The 18,036-nt window shown below is 64.4% G+C and carries 14 protein-coding genes and 2 tRNA genes; 13 read left to right on the top strand and 3 right to left on the bottom strand.

Annotated features, from left to right (window positions below; all coding sequences use genetic code 11):
* The first annotated feature begins 16 nt into the window (after positions 1 to 16).
* The 11 genes from BN948_RS23850 to BN948_RS23800 all read left to right on the top strand — a co-directional run bounded on the left by BN948_RS23850 (position 17) and on the right by BN948_RS23800 (position 14,380).
* Positions 17 to 1,369 carry an aspartate aminotransferase family protein gene (locus BN948_RS23850; protein WP_009516252.1) on the top strand — a complete coding sequence of 451 codons (1,353 nt, stop codon included), beginning with the start codon at positions 17 to 19 and terminating at the stop codon, positions 1,367 to 1,369.
* 157 nt (positions 1,370 to 1,526) lie between these two features.
* On the top strand, positions 1,527 to 2,504 hold the full coding sequence (locus BN948_RS23845) for a TAXI family TRAP transporter solute-binding subunit (protein ID WP_009516251.1): 978 nt from the start codon (positions 1,527 to 1,529) through the stop codon (positions 2,502 to 2,504).
* 117 nt (positions 2,505 to 2,621) lie between these two features.
* Positions 2,622 to 5,204: a TRAP transporter permease gene (locus BN948_RS23840; protein ID WP_009516250.1), complete on the top strand. Its 2,583-nt coding sequence runs from the start codon at positions 2,622 to 2,624 to the stop codon at positions 5,202 to 5,204.
* Entirely contained in the window at positions 5,204 to 5,863 is a 660-nt protein-coding gene (locus BN948_RS23835; protein ID WP_009516249.1) for an aspartate/glutamate racemase family protein, read from the top strand. The genes BN948_RS23840 and BN948_RS23835 overlap by 1 nt, the downstream gene beginning before the upstream one ends.
* 106 nt (positions 5,864 to 5,969) lie before the next feature.
* Positions 5,970 to 6,056: transfer RNA gene (locus BN948_RS23830), tRNA-Leu, on the top strand.
* A gap of 64 nt (positions 6,057 to 6,120) precedes the next feature.
* Complete coding sequence (tig, locus tag BN948_RS23825; RefSeq protein ID WP_009516248.1) at positions 6,121 to 7,431, top strand: trigger factor; 1,311 nt, start codon at positions 6,121 to 6,123, stop codon at positions 7,429 to 7,431.
* A gap of 188 nt (positions 7,432 to 7,619) precedes the next feature.
* Entirely contained in the window at positions 7,620 to 8,237 is a 618-nt protein-coding gene (gene clpP / locus BN948_RS23820) for an ATP-dependent Clp endopeptidase proteolytic subunit ClpP (RefSeq protein ID WP_009516247.1), read from the top strand.
* A 108-nt stretch (positions 8,238 to 8,345) separates the two neighbouring features.
* Complete coding sequence (gene clpX, locus BN948_RS23815; protein WP_009516246.1) at positions 8,346 to 9,611, top strand: ATP-dependent Clp protease ATP-binding subunit ClpX; 1,266 nt, start codon at positions 8,346 to 8,348, stop codon at positions 9,609 to 9,611.
* A gap of 9 nt (positions 9,612 to 9,620) precedes the next feature.
* Positions 9,621 to 12,053: an endopeptidase La gene (lon, locus tag BN948_RS23810; protein ID WP_009516245.1), complete on the top strand. Its 2,433-nt coding sequence runs from the start codon at positions 9,621 to 9,623 to the stop codon at positions 12,051 to 12,053.
* A gap of 80 nt (positions 12,054 to 12,133) precedes the next feature.
* Positions 12,134 to 12,209, top strand: a tRNA-Gly gene (locus tag BN948_RS23805).
* Positions 12,210 to 12,436: 227 nt separating this feature from the next.
* Positions 12,437 to 14,380: a tyrosine-type recombinase/integrase gene (locus BN948_RS23800; protein WP_009516244.1), complete on the top strand. Its 1,944-nt coding sequence runs from the start codon at positions 12,437 to 12,439 to the stop codon at positions 14,378 to 14,380.
* Between the two features lie 63 nt (positions 14,381 to 14,443).
* Here the strand turns inward: BN948_RS23800 and BN948_RS23795 are convergent, their stop codons facing one another.
* The gene (locus BN948_RS23795; protein ID WP_244889981.1) at positions 14,444 to 14,779 is read right to left on the bottom strand and encodes an isochorismatase family protein; all 336 of its coding nucleotides are present in this window, start codon (positions 14,777 to 14,779) and stop codon (positions 14,444 to 14,446) included.
* Between the two features lie 404 nt (positions 14,780 to 15,183).
* Between BN948_RS23795 and BN948_RS23790 the strand changes: the two genes are divergently transcribed.
* Complete coding sequence (locus BN948_RS23790; RefSeq protein WP_009516242.1) at positions 15,184 to 16,173, top strand: GlxA family transcriptional regulator; 990 nt, start codon at positions 15,184 to 15,186, stop codon at positions 16,171 to 16,173.
* Between the two features lie 24 nt (positions 16,174 to 16,197).
* Here BN948_RS23790 and BN948_RS23785 read toward each other — a convergent pair whose 3' ends face one another.
* A complete protein-coding gene (locus tag BN948_RS23785; RefSeq protein WP_035624309.1) occupies positions 16,198 to 16,833 on the bottom strand; it encodes a LysR substrate-binding domain-containing protein in 636 nt (211 codons plus the stop codon).
* A gap of 119 nt (positions 16,834 to 16,952) precedes the next feature.
* Here BN948_RS23785 and BN948_RS23780 point away from each other — a divergent pair, with 119 nt between their 5' ends.
* Entirely contained in the window at positions 16,953 to 17,246 is a 294-nt protein-coding gene (locus BN948_RS23780) for a helix-turn-helix domain-containing protein (RefSeq protein WP_035624306.1), read from the top strand.
* 31 nt (positions 17,247 to 17,277) lie between these two features.
* Here the strand turns inward: BN948_RS23780 and BN948_RS23775 are convergent, their stop codons facing one another.
* Positions 17,278 to 17,958 carry a LysR family substrate-binding domain-containing protein gene (locus BN948_RS23775; RefSeq protein ID WP_428841497.1) on the bottom strand — a complete coding sequence of 227 codons (681 nt, stop codon included), beginning with the start codon at positions 17,956 to 17,958 and terminating at the stop codon, positions 17,278 to 17,280.
* Positions 17,959 to 18,036: the final 78 nt, after the last annotated feature.

Below are 18,036 nucleotides of genomic sequence, written 5' to 3'. Positions count from 1 at the left end.
GTTGTGCTCGCCCGCCATGCAAGCCAGCCACGTCTTCCACCGCCAGTTGCTCCAGGACATGCCCGTCGCCGTCAGCGGCCAGGGCATCACGATCACCGACAGCCAGGGAAAAACCTACCTCGACGCCTCGGGCGGCGCGGCCGTCTCCTGCCTGGGCCATGGCCACCCGGATGTGATCGCGGCCATGCACCAGCAACTCGATCAACTGGCCTACGCGCACACCAGCTTCTTCACCACGGCGGTGGCCGAGGAACTGGCCGACACCCTGATCGACACGGCCCCCGCCGGCATGAGCAACGTGTACTTCGTCAGTGGCGGCTCCGAGGCCGTGGAGGCCGCGCTCAAGATGGCGCGCCAGTACTTCGTGGAGATCGGCCAACCGCAGCGTGAGCACTTCATCGCGCGCCGCCAGAGCTACCACGGCAACACCCTGGGCGCGCTGGCCGTGGGCGGCAACGCCTGGCGGCGCGAGCAGTTCAAGCCGCTGCTGATCGAGGTGGAGCACGTCTCGCCCTGCTATGAATACCGCGACAAGCACGCCGATGAAACCGCGGAGCAATATGGCCAGCGCCTGGTGGCGGAGCTGGAGGCCACCATCGAACGCCTGGGCGGCGACAAGGTCATCGCCTTCGTGGCCGAAACCGTGGGCGGTGCCACGGCGGGCGTGCTCACCCCCGTCCCTGGCTATTTCAAGGGCGTGCGCGAGCTCTGCGACCGCCACGGCATCCTGCTGATCCTGGACGAGGTGATGTGCGGCATGGGCCGCACCGGCACGCTGCACGCTTGCGAACAGGAGGGCGTGGTGCCCGACCTGCTCACCATCGCCAAGGGCCTGGGTGGCGGCTACCAGCCCATCGGCGCGGTGCTGGCGCAAAGCCGCATCGTGGAGACCTTCCGCAAGGGCAGTGGCCTGTTCCAGCACGGACACACCTACCTGGGCCACGCCGTGGCCTGCGCGGCGGCGCTCGCGGTGCAGCGGGTCATCCAGCGCGACGGCCTGCTCGCGCAGGTGCGCGAACGTGGTGCGCAATTGCAGGCACTGTTCCAGGAAAGCTTCGGCGATCACCCCCATGTGGGCGACGTGCGCGGCCGCGGTCTGTTCTGGGGCATCGAGCTGGTGGCCGACCGCGCCAGCAAGCAGTGGTTCGACCCGGAATTGAAGCTGCACGCGCGCATCAAGCGCGCCGCCATGGCGGAAGGGCTGATGTGCTATCCCGCTGGCGGTTCGGTGGACGGCCGCTGCGGCGACCACATCCTGCTGGCGCCCCCCTTCATTTCCACGCCGGGCGAACTGGCCCAGATCGTGCATCGTTTGCGCCAGGCCATCGACAAGACACTGGCCGGGGTACCCAGACCCGCCACCGTTTGACGCCATGCCGGCTCTGCATGGCAGCCCGGGGTAAACCCGGTGCCGTCGCGTCAGGGGCAACCCGGGCGATTGCATTAGCATCTCCGGCCTGCGCGCGACGGTTCCACAAGAGCCTCACGCCTTTCAACAACCACCAGTGAACCGCAGGAGAACCACCATGAAAAAACTCACCGCCTGTCTCAGCGCCGTGGCCGCATCGGTCGCGATGATGGCGCCCGCCGCGCCCGCCTTTGCCCAACAGAAGTTCATGACCATCGGCACCGGTGGCGTGACCGGCGTGTACTACGCCGCGGGTGGCGCCATCTGCCGCCTGGTCAACAAGGACCGCGCCAAGCACGGCATCCGCTGCTCGGTGGAATCCACCGGCGGTTCTGTGTTCAACGTGAACACCATCAAGGCCGGTGAACTCGACATGGGCTTCACCCAGTCCGACGTGCAGTTCAACGCGACCAAAGGCGTGGGCCAGTTCAAGGACAGCGGTGCCGTGGGCGACCTGCGTGCCGTCTTCGCCGTGCACCCCGAGCCCTTCACCGTCGTGGCCCGCAAGGAAGCCAACATCACCAAGTTCGAGGACTTCAAGGGCAAGCGATTCAACGTCGGCAACCCGGGTTCGGGCACGCGCTCTTCCATGGAAGAGCTGCTGGGCGCCATGGGCTGGAAAATGGGCGATTTCTCTCTCGCGTCTGAACTCAAGGCCGACGAGCACGGCCCCGCGCTGTGCGACGGCAAGATCGACGGCTTCTTCTACGCCGTGGGCCACCCGAGCGCCAACATCCAGGATCCGACCACCTCTTGCGGCGCCAAGCTGGTCTCGCTGACGGGCCCGGCCGTGGACAAGCTGGTGGCCGACAAGCCCTACTACGCCAAGGTGACCGTGCCGGGCGGCCTGTACCCCAACAATCCGCAGCCCACCAATACCTACGGCGTGATGGCCACGGTCGTCGCCTCCAGCAAGACCCCGGCCGACACGGTGTACGCCGTGGTCAAGGCAGTGTTCGACAACTTTGACGAGTTCAAGAAGCTGCACCCCGCGCTGGCCAACCTGAGTGCTGAAAACATGGTCAAGGACGGCCTGAGCGCGCCGCTGCACGAAGGCGCGGCCCGCTTCTACAAGGAAAAGGGCTGGATCAAGTAATGTGAGGGGCCCATTCCCGGGTGGAAACGGGCCCCGACCCTTCACACATGGCGAAGTTTGCTTCGCCATTTTTTTTTGACCGTCCCTGTTTCTTTTTTCATTCCCGGAGCGCGCACCATGAGCACCGACATCGAAAAAGCGCCCGAAGCCTTGCAGCAGCTCGTCGCCGACAGCGACACCGGCGGCCGCAAGCCCAGCGGTATCACCGCCGGCATCATCTTCACCGTGTCCCTGCTGTGGGCGCTGTTTCAGTTCTGGTATGCCTCGCCCCTGCCGTTCGAGCTGGGCTTCGGCATCCTCAACGACACCGAGGCGCGCGCCATCCACCTGGCCTTCGCACTGTTCCTGGCCTTCGCGGCCTGGCCGGCCTTCAAGCGCTCGCCACGCGCCTATGTGCCAATCGCCGACTGGGTGCTCGCGATCGCGGGCGCCTTCGCGGCGGCCTACCTCATGATCTTCTACGCCGAGCTGGCCACGCGCCCCGGCACACCCAACACCATGGACATCGTGGTGGCCACCATCGGCCTGGTGCTGCTGCTGGAGGCCACGCGCCGCGCGGTGGGCTGGCCCATGGCGGCGCTGGCGGTGATTTTCATCGCCTACAGCATGCTGGGCCCCTGGCTGCCCGAGGTGCTGGCGCACAAGGGCGCCTCGCTCAACCGCCTGCTCTCGCACATGTGGCTCACCACCGAAGGCGTGTTTGGCATCGCCCTGGGTGTGTCGGCCGGCACCATCTTCGTCTACGTGCTGTTCGGCGCGCTGCTGGACCGTGCGGGTGGTGGCAACTACATGATGCAGGTGAGCTTCGCGGCGCTGGGCCACCTGCGCGGCGGCCCGGCCAAGGTGGCCGTGGTGTCCTCGGCCCTCAACGGCATGATCTCGGGCAGCTCGGTGTCCAACGTGGTCTCGGGTGGCATCTTCACCATCCCCCTCATGAAGAAGGCGGGCTACGGTGGCGTCAAGGCCGGTGCCATCGAGACCATGAGTTCCGTCAACGGCCAGATCATGCCGCCCGTGATGGGCGCGGCCGCCTTCCTGATGGTCGAGTACGTGGGCATCCCCTACGCGGAGATCGTCAAGCACGCCTTCCTGCCGGCCACGCTGTCCTACATCGGCCTGCTCTACATCGTGCACCTGGAGGCACTGAAACTGGGCATGAACCCCATCGTTCAGGCCGTGCGACGTCCCTGGCGCATCCGCGTGCTGCGCAACCTCATCGGCATCAGCGGCAGCATCGCCGTGGTCTGTGCGATCTACTACCTCATCATGGGCATCAATGCGGTGCTCGGCGCGGCCGCTTCCTATGCCGTCTCGGCTGTGGTGCTGGCCCTGTACCTGTTCTCGGTGTACCAGGCCGCCAAGAGCGAGGACCTGCCCGAAGACATCGACATCGAGAACCCGAAACCGCTGCAGACCTGGCCCACGGTGCGCGCCGGCCTGCACTACATCCTGCCCATCGCGGTGCTGATCTGGTGCCTGATGGTCGAGGTCATGTCGCCCGCGCTGTCCGCCTTCTGGGCCGTGGTCACGCTGGTGGTGCTCATGCTCACGCAGAAGCCGCTGATCGCGCTGTTCCGCGGCGTGTCCGCGCCAGGTGCCTGGAAGGAGGGCTGGGACTCGGTCGTGCAGGGCTTCACCGACGGCTCGCGCAACATGATCGGCATCGGTGTGGCAACGGCCACGGCCGGCGTGATCGTGGGCGCCATCACGCTCACCGGGCTGGGCCTGCGCATGACCGAGTTCGTCGAATTCGTGGCGCAAGGCAACGTCATGGCCATGCTGCTGTTCATCGCCTTCGTCTGCCTGGTGCTGGGCCTGGGCGTGCCCACCACGGCCAACTACGTGCTGGTGGCCACGCTGATGGCGCCGGTGGTGGTGGAACTGGGCGCGCAGAGCGGCCTGATCATTCCCCTGATCGCGGTGCACCTGTTCGTCTTCTACTACGGGATCATGGGTGACATCACACCACCCGTGGGGCTAGCCACCTTCGCAGCGGCGGCCATCTCGGGCGAGGACTCCATCGCCACGGGTGTGCAAGGCGCCGTGTACGCGCTGCGCACGGTCATCCTGCCTTTCATCTGGATCTTCAACCCGCAACTGCTACTGATCGACGTGCACGGCTGGGGTGAACTGATCCGCGTAATCTTGGCTTGCACCATTGCCACCTTGATCTTCGCCGCCGTGACCATGCTCTGGTTCCGCGTGAAGAACCGGTGGTGGGAAACGGTGCTGCTGGCCATCGCCGTGGTGCTGCTGTTCCGCCCGGACGCCTTCATGGACCGCCTCTATGCGCCCAATCAGAGCGTCTCGCCGGCGAAGGTGTACGACGTGGCGCGCGACCGCCCGGCCCATGACCGCGTGGTCATGGTCATCCAGGGGCTGTCGCTGGAGGGCGACGACATCACCAAGACAGTGGCGGTGCAGCTCGGCGAGGCCGGTGAGGACGGCCGCAAGCGCCTGTCCGACGCGGGTCTGCAGCTCATGCCCCTGGGCGACCAGATGCAGATCGGCGCGATCAAGTTCGGCTCGCGCGCGGCCAAGTCCGGTTTCGAGCAGGGCTGGGACGTGAAAGAGGTGCTCGTGCCCAGCGATCGCCCGACGCCGCAGTGGTTCTACCTGCCGGCGCTGCTGCTCATCGCGCTGGTGTGGTGGAGCCAGGGCCGGCGCATGAAGCCGGGCCTCAAGCCCGCCGTCGCCTGATGGCTGTCCGCATCGCGCTGATCCACGCGCTGGCCCATTCGGTCGCGCCCATCAACGAAGCGATGGCGCACGACTGGCCCGAGGCCATTCGCATGAACCTGCTCGACGACAGCCTCTCGGCTGATCTGGCGCGCGAGGGCAGGGGGTTGGACGCTTCCATGTACGCGCGCTTCGAGACGCTCACGGCCTACGCCGAGTCCACGGGCGCACAGGGCATCCTGTTCACGTGCTCGGCCTTCGGGCCTTGCATCGAGGCCGCGGCGGCGCGCCGGCCGCACCTGCCGGTGCTCAAGCCCAACGAGGCCATGGTGGACGAGGCCGTGGCCGAAGCCGCCCGGCTGGGCGGGCCCATCGGGCTGCTGGCCACCTTCGGCCCTACGTTGCAGTCCATGCCGCCGGAGTTTCCGTCCGGCGTGCCGCTGCGCACCGCGCTGGCTGAGGGCGCGCTCGAGGCGCTGAACGCGGGTGACGCCGCGCGCCACGACGCGCTGGCGGTCGAGGCGGCGAAGCGGCTGCAGGCAGAGGGATGCGCGCTCATCGCGCTGGCGCAGTTCAGCCTGGCCCGTTCGGCGTCGGCCGTGCAGGCGGCCACCGGTCTGCCGGTGCTCACCACGCCGGGCAGCGCCATCCGCGCGCTGCGCCGTCGTCTGTCGGCCTGATCCAAGGCCTTTCGAGGTTCATCCAACCGCTACAATCGCGGGTTTCCGTGAGTGGGCTACCCGCCCCGCCGGGCCTCAATCCGGCGGCGCCAGACACCCTCCCGGCGCGCGGGTGGCGAAATTGGTAGACGCACCAGGTTTAGGTCCTGACGCCAGCAATGGTGTGGGGGTTCGAGTCCCCCCCCGCGCACCAGCCCCACGGAATCCCGATACGCCCCGCGTCGGCCCGAACGGCCGGCCTTCCCTTGGAGAACACCATGACCGTGACCGTTGAAACCCTGGAGAAGCTCGAGCGCAAGATCACGCTCACGTTGCCCGCCGACGTCATCCAGAACGAAGTCGCCGCGCGCCTCAAGCGCATCGCGCGCGACGTCAAGATGGACGGCTTCCGTCCCGGCAAGGTGCCGATGAACGTCGTGGCCCAGCGCTACGGCTACTCGGTGCACTACGAGGTCATGAACGACAAGGTGGGCGAGGCCTTCGCCAGCGCCGCCAACGAAGCGCAACTGCGCGTGGCCGGCCAGCCGCGCATCACCGAGAAGGAAGGCGCGCCTGAAGGCCAGTTGGCCTTCGACGCGGTGTTCGAGGTTTACCCCGAGGTCAAGATCGGCGACCTCGCCGGAGCCAAGGTCGAGAAGCTCTCCGCCGAGGTGGACGACGCGGCCATCGACCGCACGCTGGACATCCTGCGCAAGCAGCGCCGCACCTTCGCGCAGCGCGCGCAAGACCAGGCCGCCCAGGATGGCGACCGCGTCACCATCGACTTCGAAGGCAAGATCGACGGCGAGCCCTTCGAGGGCGGCAAGGCCGAGGCCTTCCAGTTCATCGTTGGCGATGGGCAGATGCTCAAGGAATTCGAAGACGCCGTGCGCGGCATGAAGAGCGGCGAGAGCAAGACCTTCCCCCTGGCCTTCCCGGAGGACTACCACGGCAAGGACGTGGCCGGTAAAACCGCCGACTTCCTGGTCACCGTGAAGAAGATCGAGCAGGCCAACCTGCCCGCCGTGGACGAAGCCCTGGCCAAGTCGCTGGGCGTGGCCGACGGCAGCGTCGATGGCCTGCGCGCCGACATCCGCAAGAACCTGGAGCGCGAGGTCAAGTTCCGCCTGCAGGGCCGCAACAAGGCGGCCGTGATGGACGCCCTGGTGGGCGTGGCGGAGCTGGACCTGCCCAAGTCCGTGGTGCAGGCCGAGTTGGACCGCCTGGTCGAAGGCGCCCGTGCCGACCTCAAGCAGCGCGGCATCAAGGACGCCGACAAGGCCCCCATCCCCGACGAGTTGTTCCGTCCGCAGGCCGAGCGTCGCGTGCGCCTGGGCCTGGTGGTGGCCGAACTGGTGAAGCTGAACGAACTGCACGCCAAGCCCGAGCAGATCAAGGCCCACATCGACGAACTCGCCGCCTCTTACGAGAAGCCCGCCGACGTGGTTCGCTGGTACCAGTCGGACAACCGCCGCCTGGCCGAGGTTGAAGCCATCGTGATCGAGAACAACGTCACCGACTTCGTGCTGTCCAAGGCTCAGGTCAGCGACAAGGCCGTGAGCTTCGACGAACTGATGGCCCAGGCCTGATCGGGTGCCACGCATCCTGAAGGAGGGGGCGGAGCGATCCGCCTCTTTTTTTTGCCATTCGACCCCCCATCTGGGCACTTGCGTCCAGCCGATCAACGCCATGGCCCCACCGTCAAAAGTGGCCTTCGGGGTTGGTTACAGTTGGGCCATTGTGTTTTGAACCCGTACGGACTCACTCGGAGACCCTCATGAGCGTCATGGATATCCAAGGCCTGGGCATGGTGCCCATGGTCATCGAACAATCGGGCCGTGGCGAGCGCGCCTACGACATCTACTCGCGCCTGCTGAAGGAGCGCGTGGTCTTCCTGGTCGGGCCGGTGAACGACCAGTCGGCCAACCTCATCGTTGCCCAGTTGCTGTTCCTGGAAAGCGAGAACCCCGACAAGGACATCTCGTTCTACATCAACTCGCCCGGTGGCTCGGTCAGCGCCGGCATGGCGATCTTCGACACCATGAATTTCATCAAGCCCGACGTGTCGACGCTGTGCGTGGGCATGGCCGCAAGCATGGGTGCCTTCCTGCTGGCCGCCGGTACCAAGGGCAAGCGCTTCAGCCTGCCCAACAGCAAGGTCATGATCCACCAGCCCCTGGGCGGCACCCAGGGCCAGGCCACGGAAATCGAGATCCACGCGCGCGAGATCCTCAAGACCCGCGAGCAGCTCAACAAGATCCTGGCCGAACGCACCGGCCAGCCGCTCGAGAAGATCGAGCGCGACACCGAGCGCGACTACTACCTCTCGGCCGCCGAATCAGCCGAATACGGGCTGATCGACAAGGTCATCGACAAGCGCCCCAGCGCAAGCTGAACCCGGCGGAAAGGGTGGCCAAACACGGTTTTTGCTGCCCTTTTCGCGGATTTGGCCCCGTCGGACCATGAACTATCATTGAACACCGTTTTTCCCTGACACCGAACCATGGCCGACAAGAAAGCCGCCTCCAGCGAAAAAGCGCTGTATTGCTCGTTCTGCGGCAAGAGTCAGCACGAGGTGAAGAAGCTCATCGCCGGGCCCTCGGTGTTCATCTGCGACGAGTGCATCGACCTCTGCAACGACATCATCCGTGACGAGTTGCCCGGCATCGAAGCGGTGAAGGCTTCGGGCGACGAACTGCCCACGCCGGCGCAGCTCAAGGGCAACCTCGACAACTACGTGATCGGCCAGGACGCCGCCAAGCGCGCGTTGGCCGTGGCCGTTTACAACCACTACAAGCGCCTGCGCCACAAGCAGGGCTCGCGCAAGGACGAGGTCGAACTCGCCAAGAGCAACATCCTGCTCATCGGCCCCACCGGTTCGGGCAAGACGCTGCTGGCCCAGACCATGGCGCGCATGCTCAATGTGCCCTTCGTGATGGCCGACGCCACCACGCTGACCGAGGCCGGCTACGTGGGCGAGGACGTCGAGAACATCGTCGCCAAGCTGCTGCAGAGCTGCAACTACGACATCGAGCGCGCCCAACAGGGCATCGTGTACATCGACGAGATCGACAAGATCACGCGCAAGTCGGACAACCCGTCCATCACCCGCGACGTGTCGGGCGAGGGCGTTCAGCAGGCTTTGCTCAAGCTCGTGGAAGGCACCATGGCCAGCGTGCCGCCGCAGGGTGGGCGCAAGCACCCCAATCAGGACTTCCTGCAGGTCGACACCACCAACATCCTGTTCATCTGCGGTGGCGCCTTCGCGGGTCTCGAGAAGATCATCGAGAACCGCACCGAGGCTTCAGGCATTGGTTTCTCGGCCGCGGTGCGCAGCAAGCAGCAACGCAGCCTCACCGAGGTGTTCCGCGAGGTCGAGCCCGAGGACCTGATCAAGTTCGGCCTGATTCCCGAACTGGTGGGCCGTGTGCCGGTCATCGCGACCTTGGCCGAGCTGAGCGAGGACGCGCTGGTCGACATCCTCACCCAACCGCGCAACGCCGTCGTCAAGCAGTTCTCCAAGCTGCTGTCGATGGAGGGCGCCGAACTGGAGGTGCGTCCCGCCGCGCTCAAGGCCATTGCCCGCAAGGCCCTGGCGCGCAAGACGGGCGCGCGCGGCCTGCGCTCCATCCTTGAAAACGCCCTCATCGACACCATGTTCGAGCTGCCTGGGCTGAGCAACGTGGAAAAGGTCGTGGTGGACGAATCCACCATCGATGAAAACAAGCCGCCTCTGCTGGTGTACCGCGAGGCCGCCAAACAGGCGTGAAAGGCCCCTATGTCCGGACAGACTCCATTGCCCAGTATCCCTGTCGAACTGCCGCTGCTGCCTCTGCGCGACGTGGTGGTGTTCCCCCACATGGTGATCCCGCTGTTCGTCGGCCGGCCCAAGAGCATCAAGGCGCTCGAGGCGGCGATGGAATCGGAGCGCCGCATCATGCTGGTGGCACAGAAGGCCGCTGCCAAGGACGAACCCTCGCCCGAGGACATGTTCGAGATGGGCTGCGTCGCCACCATCCTGCAGATGCTCAAGCTGCCCGACGGCACTGTGAAGGTGCTGGTGGAAGGCGTACAGCGCGCCAAGGTGTTGTCCATCAATGATGGCGAGACGCACTTCGTGGCCAACGTGTCGCCCATCGACCCGGCGAACGAGCGCGCGGAAGTGGCAGCCAACGAACTGGAGGCACTGCGTCGCGCGGTGATGCAGCAGTTCGACCAATACGTCAAGCTCAACAAGAAGATCCCGTCGGAGATCCTCACCTCCATCTCCAGCATCGACGACCCGGGCCGTCTCGCCGACACCATCGCGGCGCACCTCCCGCTCAAGCTCGAGTCCAAGCAGGTCGTGCTCGACCTCGACCCGGTCATCAAGCGCCTGGAAAACCTCTTCGAGCAACTCGAGCGCGAAGTCGACATCCTCAACGTCGACAAGAAGATCCGCGGGCGCGTGAAGCGCCAGATGGAGAAGAACCAGCGCGACTTCTACCTCAACGAGCAGGTCAAGGCGATCCAGAAGGAGCTTGGCGAGGGCGAAGAGGGAGCCGACGTCGAGGAGATCGAGAAGAAGATCAAGGCGGCGCGCATGCCCGCCGACGCGCGCAAGAAGGCCGAGGGCGAGCTCAAGAAGCTCAAGCTCATGTCGCCCATGTCGGCTGAGGCCACGGTGGTGCGCAACTACATCGACGTGCTGGTCGGCCTGCCCTGGAGCAAGAAGACCAAGATCAAACACGACCTGGCGCACGCCGAGGCCGTGCTGAACGAGGACCACTACGGCCTCGAACGCGTGAAAGACCGCATCCTCGAATATCTCGCGGTGCAGCAGCGCGTGGACAAGGTCAAGGCGCCCATCCTGTGCCTCGTGGGCCCGCCGGGCGTGGGCAAAACCTCGCTGGGCCAGTCCGTCGCCAAGGCCACGGGTCGCAAGTACGTGCGCATGGCCCTGGGTGGCATGCGCGACGAGGCCGAAATTCGCGGCCACCGCCGCACCTACATCGGCGCCATGCCGGGCAAGGTGCTGCAAAGCCTCACGAAGGTGGGCACGCGCAACCCGCTGTTCTTGCTCGACGAGATCGACAAGCTCGGCACCGACTTCCGTGGTGACCCGTCCAGCGCGCTGCTCGAGGTGCTCGACCCCGAGCAGAACCACACCTTCGGCGACCACTACGTCGAGGTCGACTACGACCTGTCCGACGTGATGTTCGTGGCGACTTCGAACTCGATGAACATCCCGCCGGCGCTGCTGGACCGCATGGAGGTCATCCGCCTCTCGGGCTACACCGAGGACGAGAAGACCAACATCGCCATGCGCTATCTGCTGCCCAAGCAGATCAAGAACAACGGCATCAAGGACGGCGAGGTCGAAGTGCGCGAGGACGCGGTGCGCGACATCGTGCGCTACTACACCCGCGAAGCCGGCGTGCGCTCGCTGGAGCGCGAGCTCTCCAAGATCTGCCGCAAGGTGGTCAAGGGCCTGCTGCTCAAGAAGTTCACGCCCACGGTGCTGGTGACAGCGGACAACCTCAGCGAGTTCCTGGGTGTGCGCAAGTACAGCTACGGCCGGGCCGAGCAGCAGAACCAGGTGGGCCAGGTGGTGGGCCTGGCGTGGACCGAGGTGGGGGGCGATCTGCTCACCATCGAAGTGGCCATCATGCCCGGCAAGGGTGTCACCACACGCACCGGTTCGCTGGGCGACGTGATGAAGGAGTCCGTGGAAGCTGCGCGCACCGTGGTGCGCAGCCGCGCCCGCGTGCTGGGCATCAAGGACGAGATGTTCGACAAGCGCGACATCCACATCCACGTGCCCGACGGCGCCACGCCCAAGGACGGCCCGAGTGCGGGCGCCGCGATGACGACCGCGCTGGTGTCCGCGCTCACGGGCATTCCGGTGCGCGCCGACGTGGCCATGACGGGTGAGATCACGCTGCGCGGCGAGGTCACGGCCATCGGTGGCCTGAAAGAGAAACTGCTGGCCGCGCTGCGCGGTGGCATCAAGACGGTGATCATCCCCGAAGAGAACGTCAAGGACCTCGCGGAGATCCCCGACAACGTCAAGGAAGGCCTGCAGATCGTGCCGGTGAAATGGATCGACAAGGTGTTGTCCATCGCGCTGGAGCGTCAGCCGGTGCCGCTCACGGACGAAGAAGTCGCGGCGCAGATCGCGGCGGCGTCGGTGCGCGCGGCCGCGGGCGAAACCGACGCGGTGAAGCACTGAAAAAATTGCGGGCCCTTGAAAAGGCCCCGATTTTTTCGCTATACTTCTAGCTTCTGCAGAACGCAAGAACTGCAGAAAACGCGGGAATAGCTCAGTTGGTAGAGCGCAACCTTGCCAAGGTTGAGGTCGCGAGTTCGAACCTCGTTTCCCGCTCCAATTTATGATCTACAGACTTCCACTGACGTCTGTAAGTCATTGAAAAGAGGAGCTTCGGCTCCTTTTTTCATTCCAGCGAAAGCCACGGAAGTCCACTGACAGCCACCATTTTTGAGGCCAAAAACAAGGCCAAAGAATGCGGGTCGTGCCGGTTCCGGGTTGTTGCTGGGGTTGGATCGGGATGACAAGCAGCATCGGGCCTAAGTCCAAGACTTAGGAGCTTGATGATGACACTCTCTGATCTGACCGTGCGGCAAGCCAAGGCCGCCGAGAAAACCTACAGCATCCCCGACACCGATGGCCTCGGCCTGGTGGTCGCCCGCACCGGCGGCAAGTCGTGGCATTTGCGCTATTACTGGCTCGGCAAGCAAAAGCGCATCTCCCTGGGGAACTACCCCGAGATCGGTTTGCGCGAAGCGCGCACCTTGCGCGACGAAGCCCGGGCGCTTCTGGCAAAGGGCGTCAACCCCCATACCGATCGGAAACAGAAGCGACACGCGGTCAAGCTTGCGGCCGACTACACCTTCAAGGCCGTCTTCGATGCGTGGGTCGAGCATCGCCGCAAGGAAATCAAGGAGGGCAGGAACAGCACGCTGTCGCAGATCCTGCGGATCTTCAACAAGGACGTGCTGCCTAGCCTCAAGCAGATGTCGATCTACGACATTCGCCGGCCCCAACTCCTGGGCGTCCTGGCGAGGATCGAGGAGCGCAAGGCGTTCACCACTGCCGAGAAGGTCCGCACCTGGCTGGGGCAGTTGTTCCGCTATGCCCTCGTCATCGTGGAGGGGCTGGAAGCCAATCCGGCCTCCGACCTGGACGTGGTGGCCGAGCCCAAGCCCCCGGTGAACCACAACCCCTACCTGCATCTTCCGGAGCTTCCCGAGTTCCTGCACAAGCTCAGGCTCTACAACCCTCGTGGTTGGCAGACCCAACTCGGCATCCGGCTGCTGTTCCTGACCGGCGTGCGTACCGGCGAGCTGCGGCTGGCGACCCCGGACCAGTTCGATCTCGACCGTGGCCTGTGGATCATCCCGCCGCAGATCGTCAAGCAACTCCAGGACGAGATGCGCAAGGCCGGCAAGCGCCCGCAGGACGTTCCGCCCTACATCGTGCCGTTGTCCGTGCAGGCCATCGAGATCGTGCGCTACCTGTTGGGTGTGATGAGGCCGGCTCAGGTCCATCTGCTCACGCACCGCAGCGAACTCAAGAAGCGCATCAGCGAGAACACCCTCAACGCGGCCTTGAAACGAATGGGCTACAAGGATCAACTGACCGGTCACGGCATCCGCGGAACCATCTCGACGGCGCTCAACGAGATCGGCTATCCCAAGATTTGGGTGGACGCGCAGCTTTCGCACTCGGACCCGAACAAGGTGAGTTCGGCCTACAACCACGCCAAGTATGTTGAGCCGCGCCGCCGGATGATGCAGGACTGGGCGGATCGTCTCGATCTGCTCGAACAGGGCCAAGTGGAAGCGGCCAGCGCGCATCTGACGATGCGTATCGACGGGGTGCCGGCGATGGCGGAAACTGAGGACGTGGTGGACGCGGTCCCCATGGTGGCCGAGCCCGCTTCCCCTGGCGTCCCGCCGATGGTGGCCACGCCCATCGTCGTGACCCCGAACAGTGGCGAGATCACGTTCCAGCGGCTGTCGCAGGTGCCGCCACCGCCGACGCATGCTCCGGAGCCGGAAGTCTCCGCAATCCAGCGGGAGCGCGAGGAAATGCTGGCCATGTACGAGTCGCCGAACAATCTGCCGGTGCCGCTGTTCGGCAAGCTGGCCGGAAAGTCCAAGGACCAGATCAACCGGGAGCTGAAAGCCGGCAAGCTACTGTCCATCAGCCTGGGCAATCGGGGGCAGCGGGTTCCCGACTGGCAACTGGTGCCGCTCAAGCACAAGCTGGCTCAGGTGCTCATGAATCAATGTCCGCGGGCGGACTCGTGGGATCTGTATCGCATGCTCACCCGGCCACATCCGGACCTGGGTGATCGTGCCGCCATCGACATCGTGACGCCAAGCAATCTGGGCATGGTCGTCCGGGTCATCGCGGCCACCCACCAGCAGACAGGTGCGTCTGAGGCTGGCTTGCCGCCGAGGCTCATCCCCGAGGACGTCCAGCAGAGCGTTCGTCGGCTGGTGGACAGCGCTGCGATGCTTGAGACGGCGTAATCCGAGGTTCGACGGTACCGTGGCCAGCGGCACCATTCCTGTCGCTGACCACTGCATTTCGCCTTATTGCAACGATGTGCCCGAGCGCACCACGACGGCGTACAGATCGGCAATCGTCGCCAACGCGCCCTCATGCAGCACCTCGGCCGACACATTCACCACGCCCCTTCGGATGGGCCGCGTCGCGCATGCATCGGCCACCACGGTGGGCTGGTTGCCGCGTAGAAACGCACCCTCGGCGGTGAACGTCACGCACATGTGAGTCATTAATCCCATGACGATGACCTGTTTGTTACCGGCCGCCTCAACGCGCTCGCCCAAATCGGTGCCGACGAATGCATTGGGCGCCGTCTTGACGACCACGGGCTCGTTGGACAGCGGCGCGACGGCGGGATGAATCTGCCGATCTTGGCGGCGAGGTCGTAGGGCGAGCCCTCTCCACCATCGTGAACGACATGGATGCTGTTGGTGCCGGCGGCGCGCGCCCGGGTCAACAGTTCAGATGCCGAAGCCAGCGCCGGCTGCCAGCCGGCCAGTTCCATGACGCCGCGCGTGTAGGTGTTCTGGTAGTCCACGAGGATCAAGGTGGCACCGTCTAACGTGGCCGGTGTGGGGTCCAGTCCGTTGAGCTGGCGCAGCGTGGTCGAGGAGTTCATGGTTGTACTTCCTTGAATGGGAAATGGAGGATCCGGCCATCAGAAATGACCGCCTCGTCATGCTAGAAGCGCAGCGGAATGTCGGCAATGTCATCTAACATGTAGATTCAGACATTGCGGTGCGCGGGCACCCACGGAGCTTGCAGCATGGCAAACATCAAGCGCCTCATCGTCATGGTGCTGTTCGAGCACGTCTATCTGCTGGACGTGACCGGTCCGGCCGAGGTGTTCTCACTTCTTCAGCGCGAGATGGACGAGCCGACGGGCTACGAGGTGGTGTTGGCGGCTGCGACGCTTGCGCCCGTCATGACTTCGGCCGGTGTGCGTGTACTGCCCGATACGACATTCGCCGACCTCGCCCCCCGTAGGATCGACACCCTCGTGGTGCCGGGCGCGGTCGAGGTCGATGCGCAGCGACGCGTGCGCGCCGTCGTAGCGCCTTCGGTGGTGGTATCTGTGAGGGCGCTTGCAGGCCATACCCGACGCCTCGCGTCCGTGTGCGTGGGCGCGCATGTCCTGGCTGCGGCAGGCCTGCTCGAAGGCCGTCGTGTCACCACACATTGGTCCACCGCGCAACAACTCGCTGACGAGCACCCGGAGGTCAAGGTGGATGCCGACCCGATCTTCATCCGCGACCGTGATGTCTGGACCGGCGCCGGCCTGACCGCCTGTCTGGACCTGGCCTTGGCTTTGGTCGCCGATGACTTCGGCGAGCGGTTGGCGCTGCGCGTGGCGCGCCAACTGGTGATGTTCCTAAAGCGCCCGAGTGGGCAAAGCCAATTCAGTGCCTCGCTGGAACCGGCGTCCAAGACCCGGCGCATGGATGCGCTGCGCCACTACATCATGCGCTGCATCGGTAAGCCCATGAGCATCGCGGAACTGGCCGAACAGGCACATGTAAGCGATCGGCAACTGACCCGCATCTTCAAGACGGAATTGAACATGACGCCGGCCGCTTACATTGAATCGGTGCGCGTGGAGATGGCGCGCAATCGGTTGGAAACCACCGACGAACCGCTTGAACGGATTGCCACAACCTGCGGCTTCAATACCACTGACGCGCTCAACCGCGCATTCCGCAGGACCCTGGGCACCACGCCGGCCGAGTACCGCAGCCGGTTCAGGACAGTGTGCTGATCGCGCCCGCCTCGCCTGTCACTATCAGATCGTAACTGCAACCTGCAGCGCTCTGCGCTCGAACCGCTCGGTCGCCGGAGTGGCTTGTACGTAGGGCCGCTGGAGGTACGTCACGACCTCGTAGGGGCCGTCGGCGAGCGATCGCATACTGAGTCCCCATCCGTGAGCGCGCTCGATGCGCGATTGCGTAGAGATTCCCACGCCATAGCCTGCGGCGACCTTGAGCGCCAGCATCTCGAAGGAAGCCACGTACTGCGTGCTCTGCTGCCTCACCGCAGGAAGTGAAGACAACCGCTGATCCAGCAAAGGGCAACTCTCTGCCTGCCAGCGGAAGACAGGGTGATCCAGCAAATCGGCGATCGCGAGCTTGGCGTGATCCATCAAGGAGGATCGCAACGGCATAGCAACTGCCATGTGCTCGATCCACAAGGGTTGTGTATGGAGAGCCGAATCGGTCGCTCCTTGAAGCGACATCGCTGCGTCGTAATGGCCATCCTTCAGTCCCGCAAGAATCTCGTCACCTCTGACCTCAAGGAGCGCTATGGTGACCTCTGGCTCTTCGGCGCGTTGGAGCGCAAGCAGGTCCGAAAGCCTCGATGACGTTACGCCTGGCGCTATCGCAAGCCTGAGATGGGGAGGTTGGCTGATGACGGTGGGCATGTGAGCCTATAAAAGCGAAAAAGCAGATCAGGTTCAGCCAACATGAATTAATAGAGTGAAGTTTAACGTCTATAACTTTAACGTGGTTAATTTTTGCGGATTATTCGACGCTTCTGCTGATGCAGAAGCCCACTATTCAGCCAGGTCGTCCCGCTGGCACATCTACGTATGAGTCCGCTCCAGCAATGGCGTTTGGGCAGGCCGTACGCGCAGCGCGTGTCGCTCAAGCAATCGCTCAAGACGAGTTCGCAGCCCTGGCAGGCATTTCGCGCTCGCACATGGGCAAGATCGAGCGTGGCGAGCATGTACCCACGCTCCCCCTCATACTTAAAATTTCCATGGCGCTCAAGATCAGTGCGGCCGAATTGATCGCGGCAACGGAAAGCAATCTTCGCAATCCAACCGAGGCCTGAGATCGAGCGTTCCGAAGGGCAGCACCTTCCCTCAGTCACCCGAGTGTTCGCGCAGGCGCACGATAAATCGCTCCAGCGCCTCCGGCAAGTCGTCGCTATCGGGCCGAAGCAGATAGGTGGTGATCACCGCCGAATCAACGGCCAGGGGACGGACTACGACATCAGGACGCTGGCTGACTGCGATCCTGGCCGCGGTTGTGAAGCCGACACCATAGCCTGCGCCAACCAAGGTGAGCATCATGTCGAGCGAAGACACCTGCTCAGCGACGTTGGGTTCACGTTCCAGCGGCCGCAAGAGCCGGGCCAGTTCACGGCAGTAGCCTTCGCATACCTGTGGGTTGCACAGCACCAGAGGATGGCAGGCGAGTTCGTGCAGGGGAATCTTCTTGTGCGACAACAGCGGGTGCCTAGGAGGCATCGCGACCACCAATGGATCCTGCCAGATTGTTTCGGCCACGATGCCTTCGCCCACATCGGCAGCGTGCGCAAATCCGATGGTGAAGTCGCCTGATCGGAGTCCTCGCACTTGCTCGGCCAAGGGCACTTCGGACAGGCGAATCTCGATCTCCGGCTCTTCCTCGCGACAATGGGCCAGGAACGCCGACAGCCGAGGATCAATCGCGCCGTCGGATACGGCGATGCGCAGGCTCCCTTGTGAGCCCGCTGCTACCGCTTTGACGTTCTCCCGTGCTTGTTCCAATACGGTAAACAATCGGTTCTGTCGCGTTGCCAGTTGATAAACGAGTTTGGGGTAGGAACGGATGCCAGTTCTTCAAACGGGACGGATTTG

The sequence above is a fragment of the Hydrogenophaga intermedia genome (assembly GCF_000723405.1).
In the GTDB taxonomy this organism is placed as follows: domain Bacteria; phylum Pseudomonadota; class Gammaproteobacteria; order Burkholderiales; family Burkholderiaceae_C; genus Hydrogenophaga; species Hydrogenophaga intermedia.
Note: the sequence above shows the minus strand (reverse complement) of the source record. Positions and strands in the feature narration are given on the sequence as shown.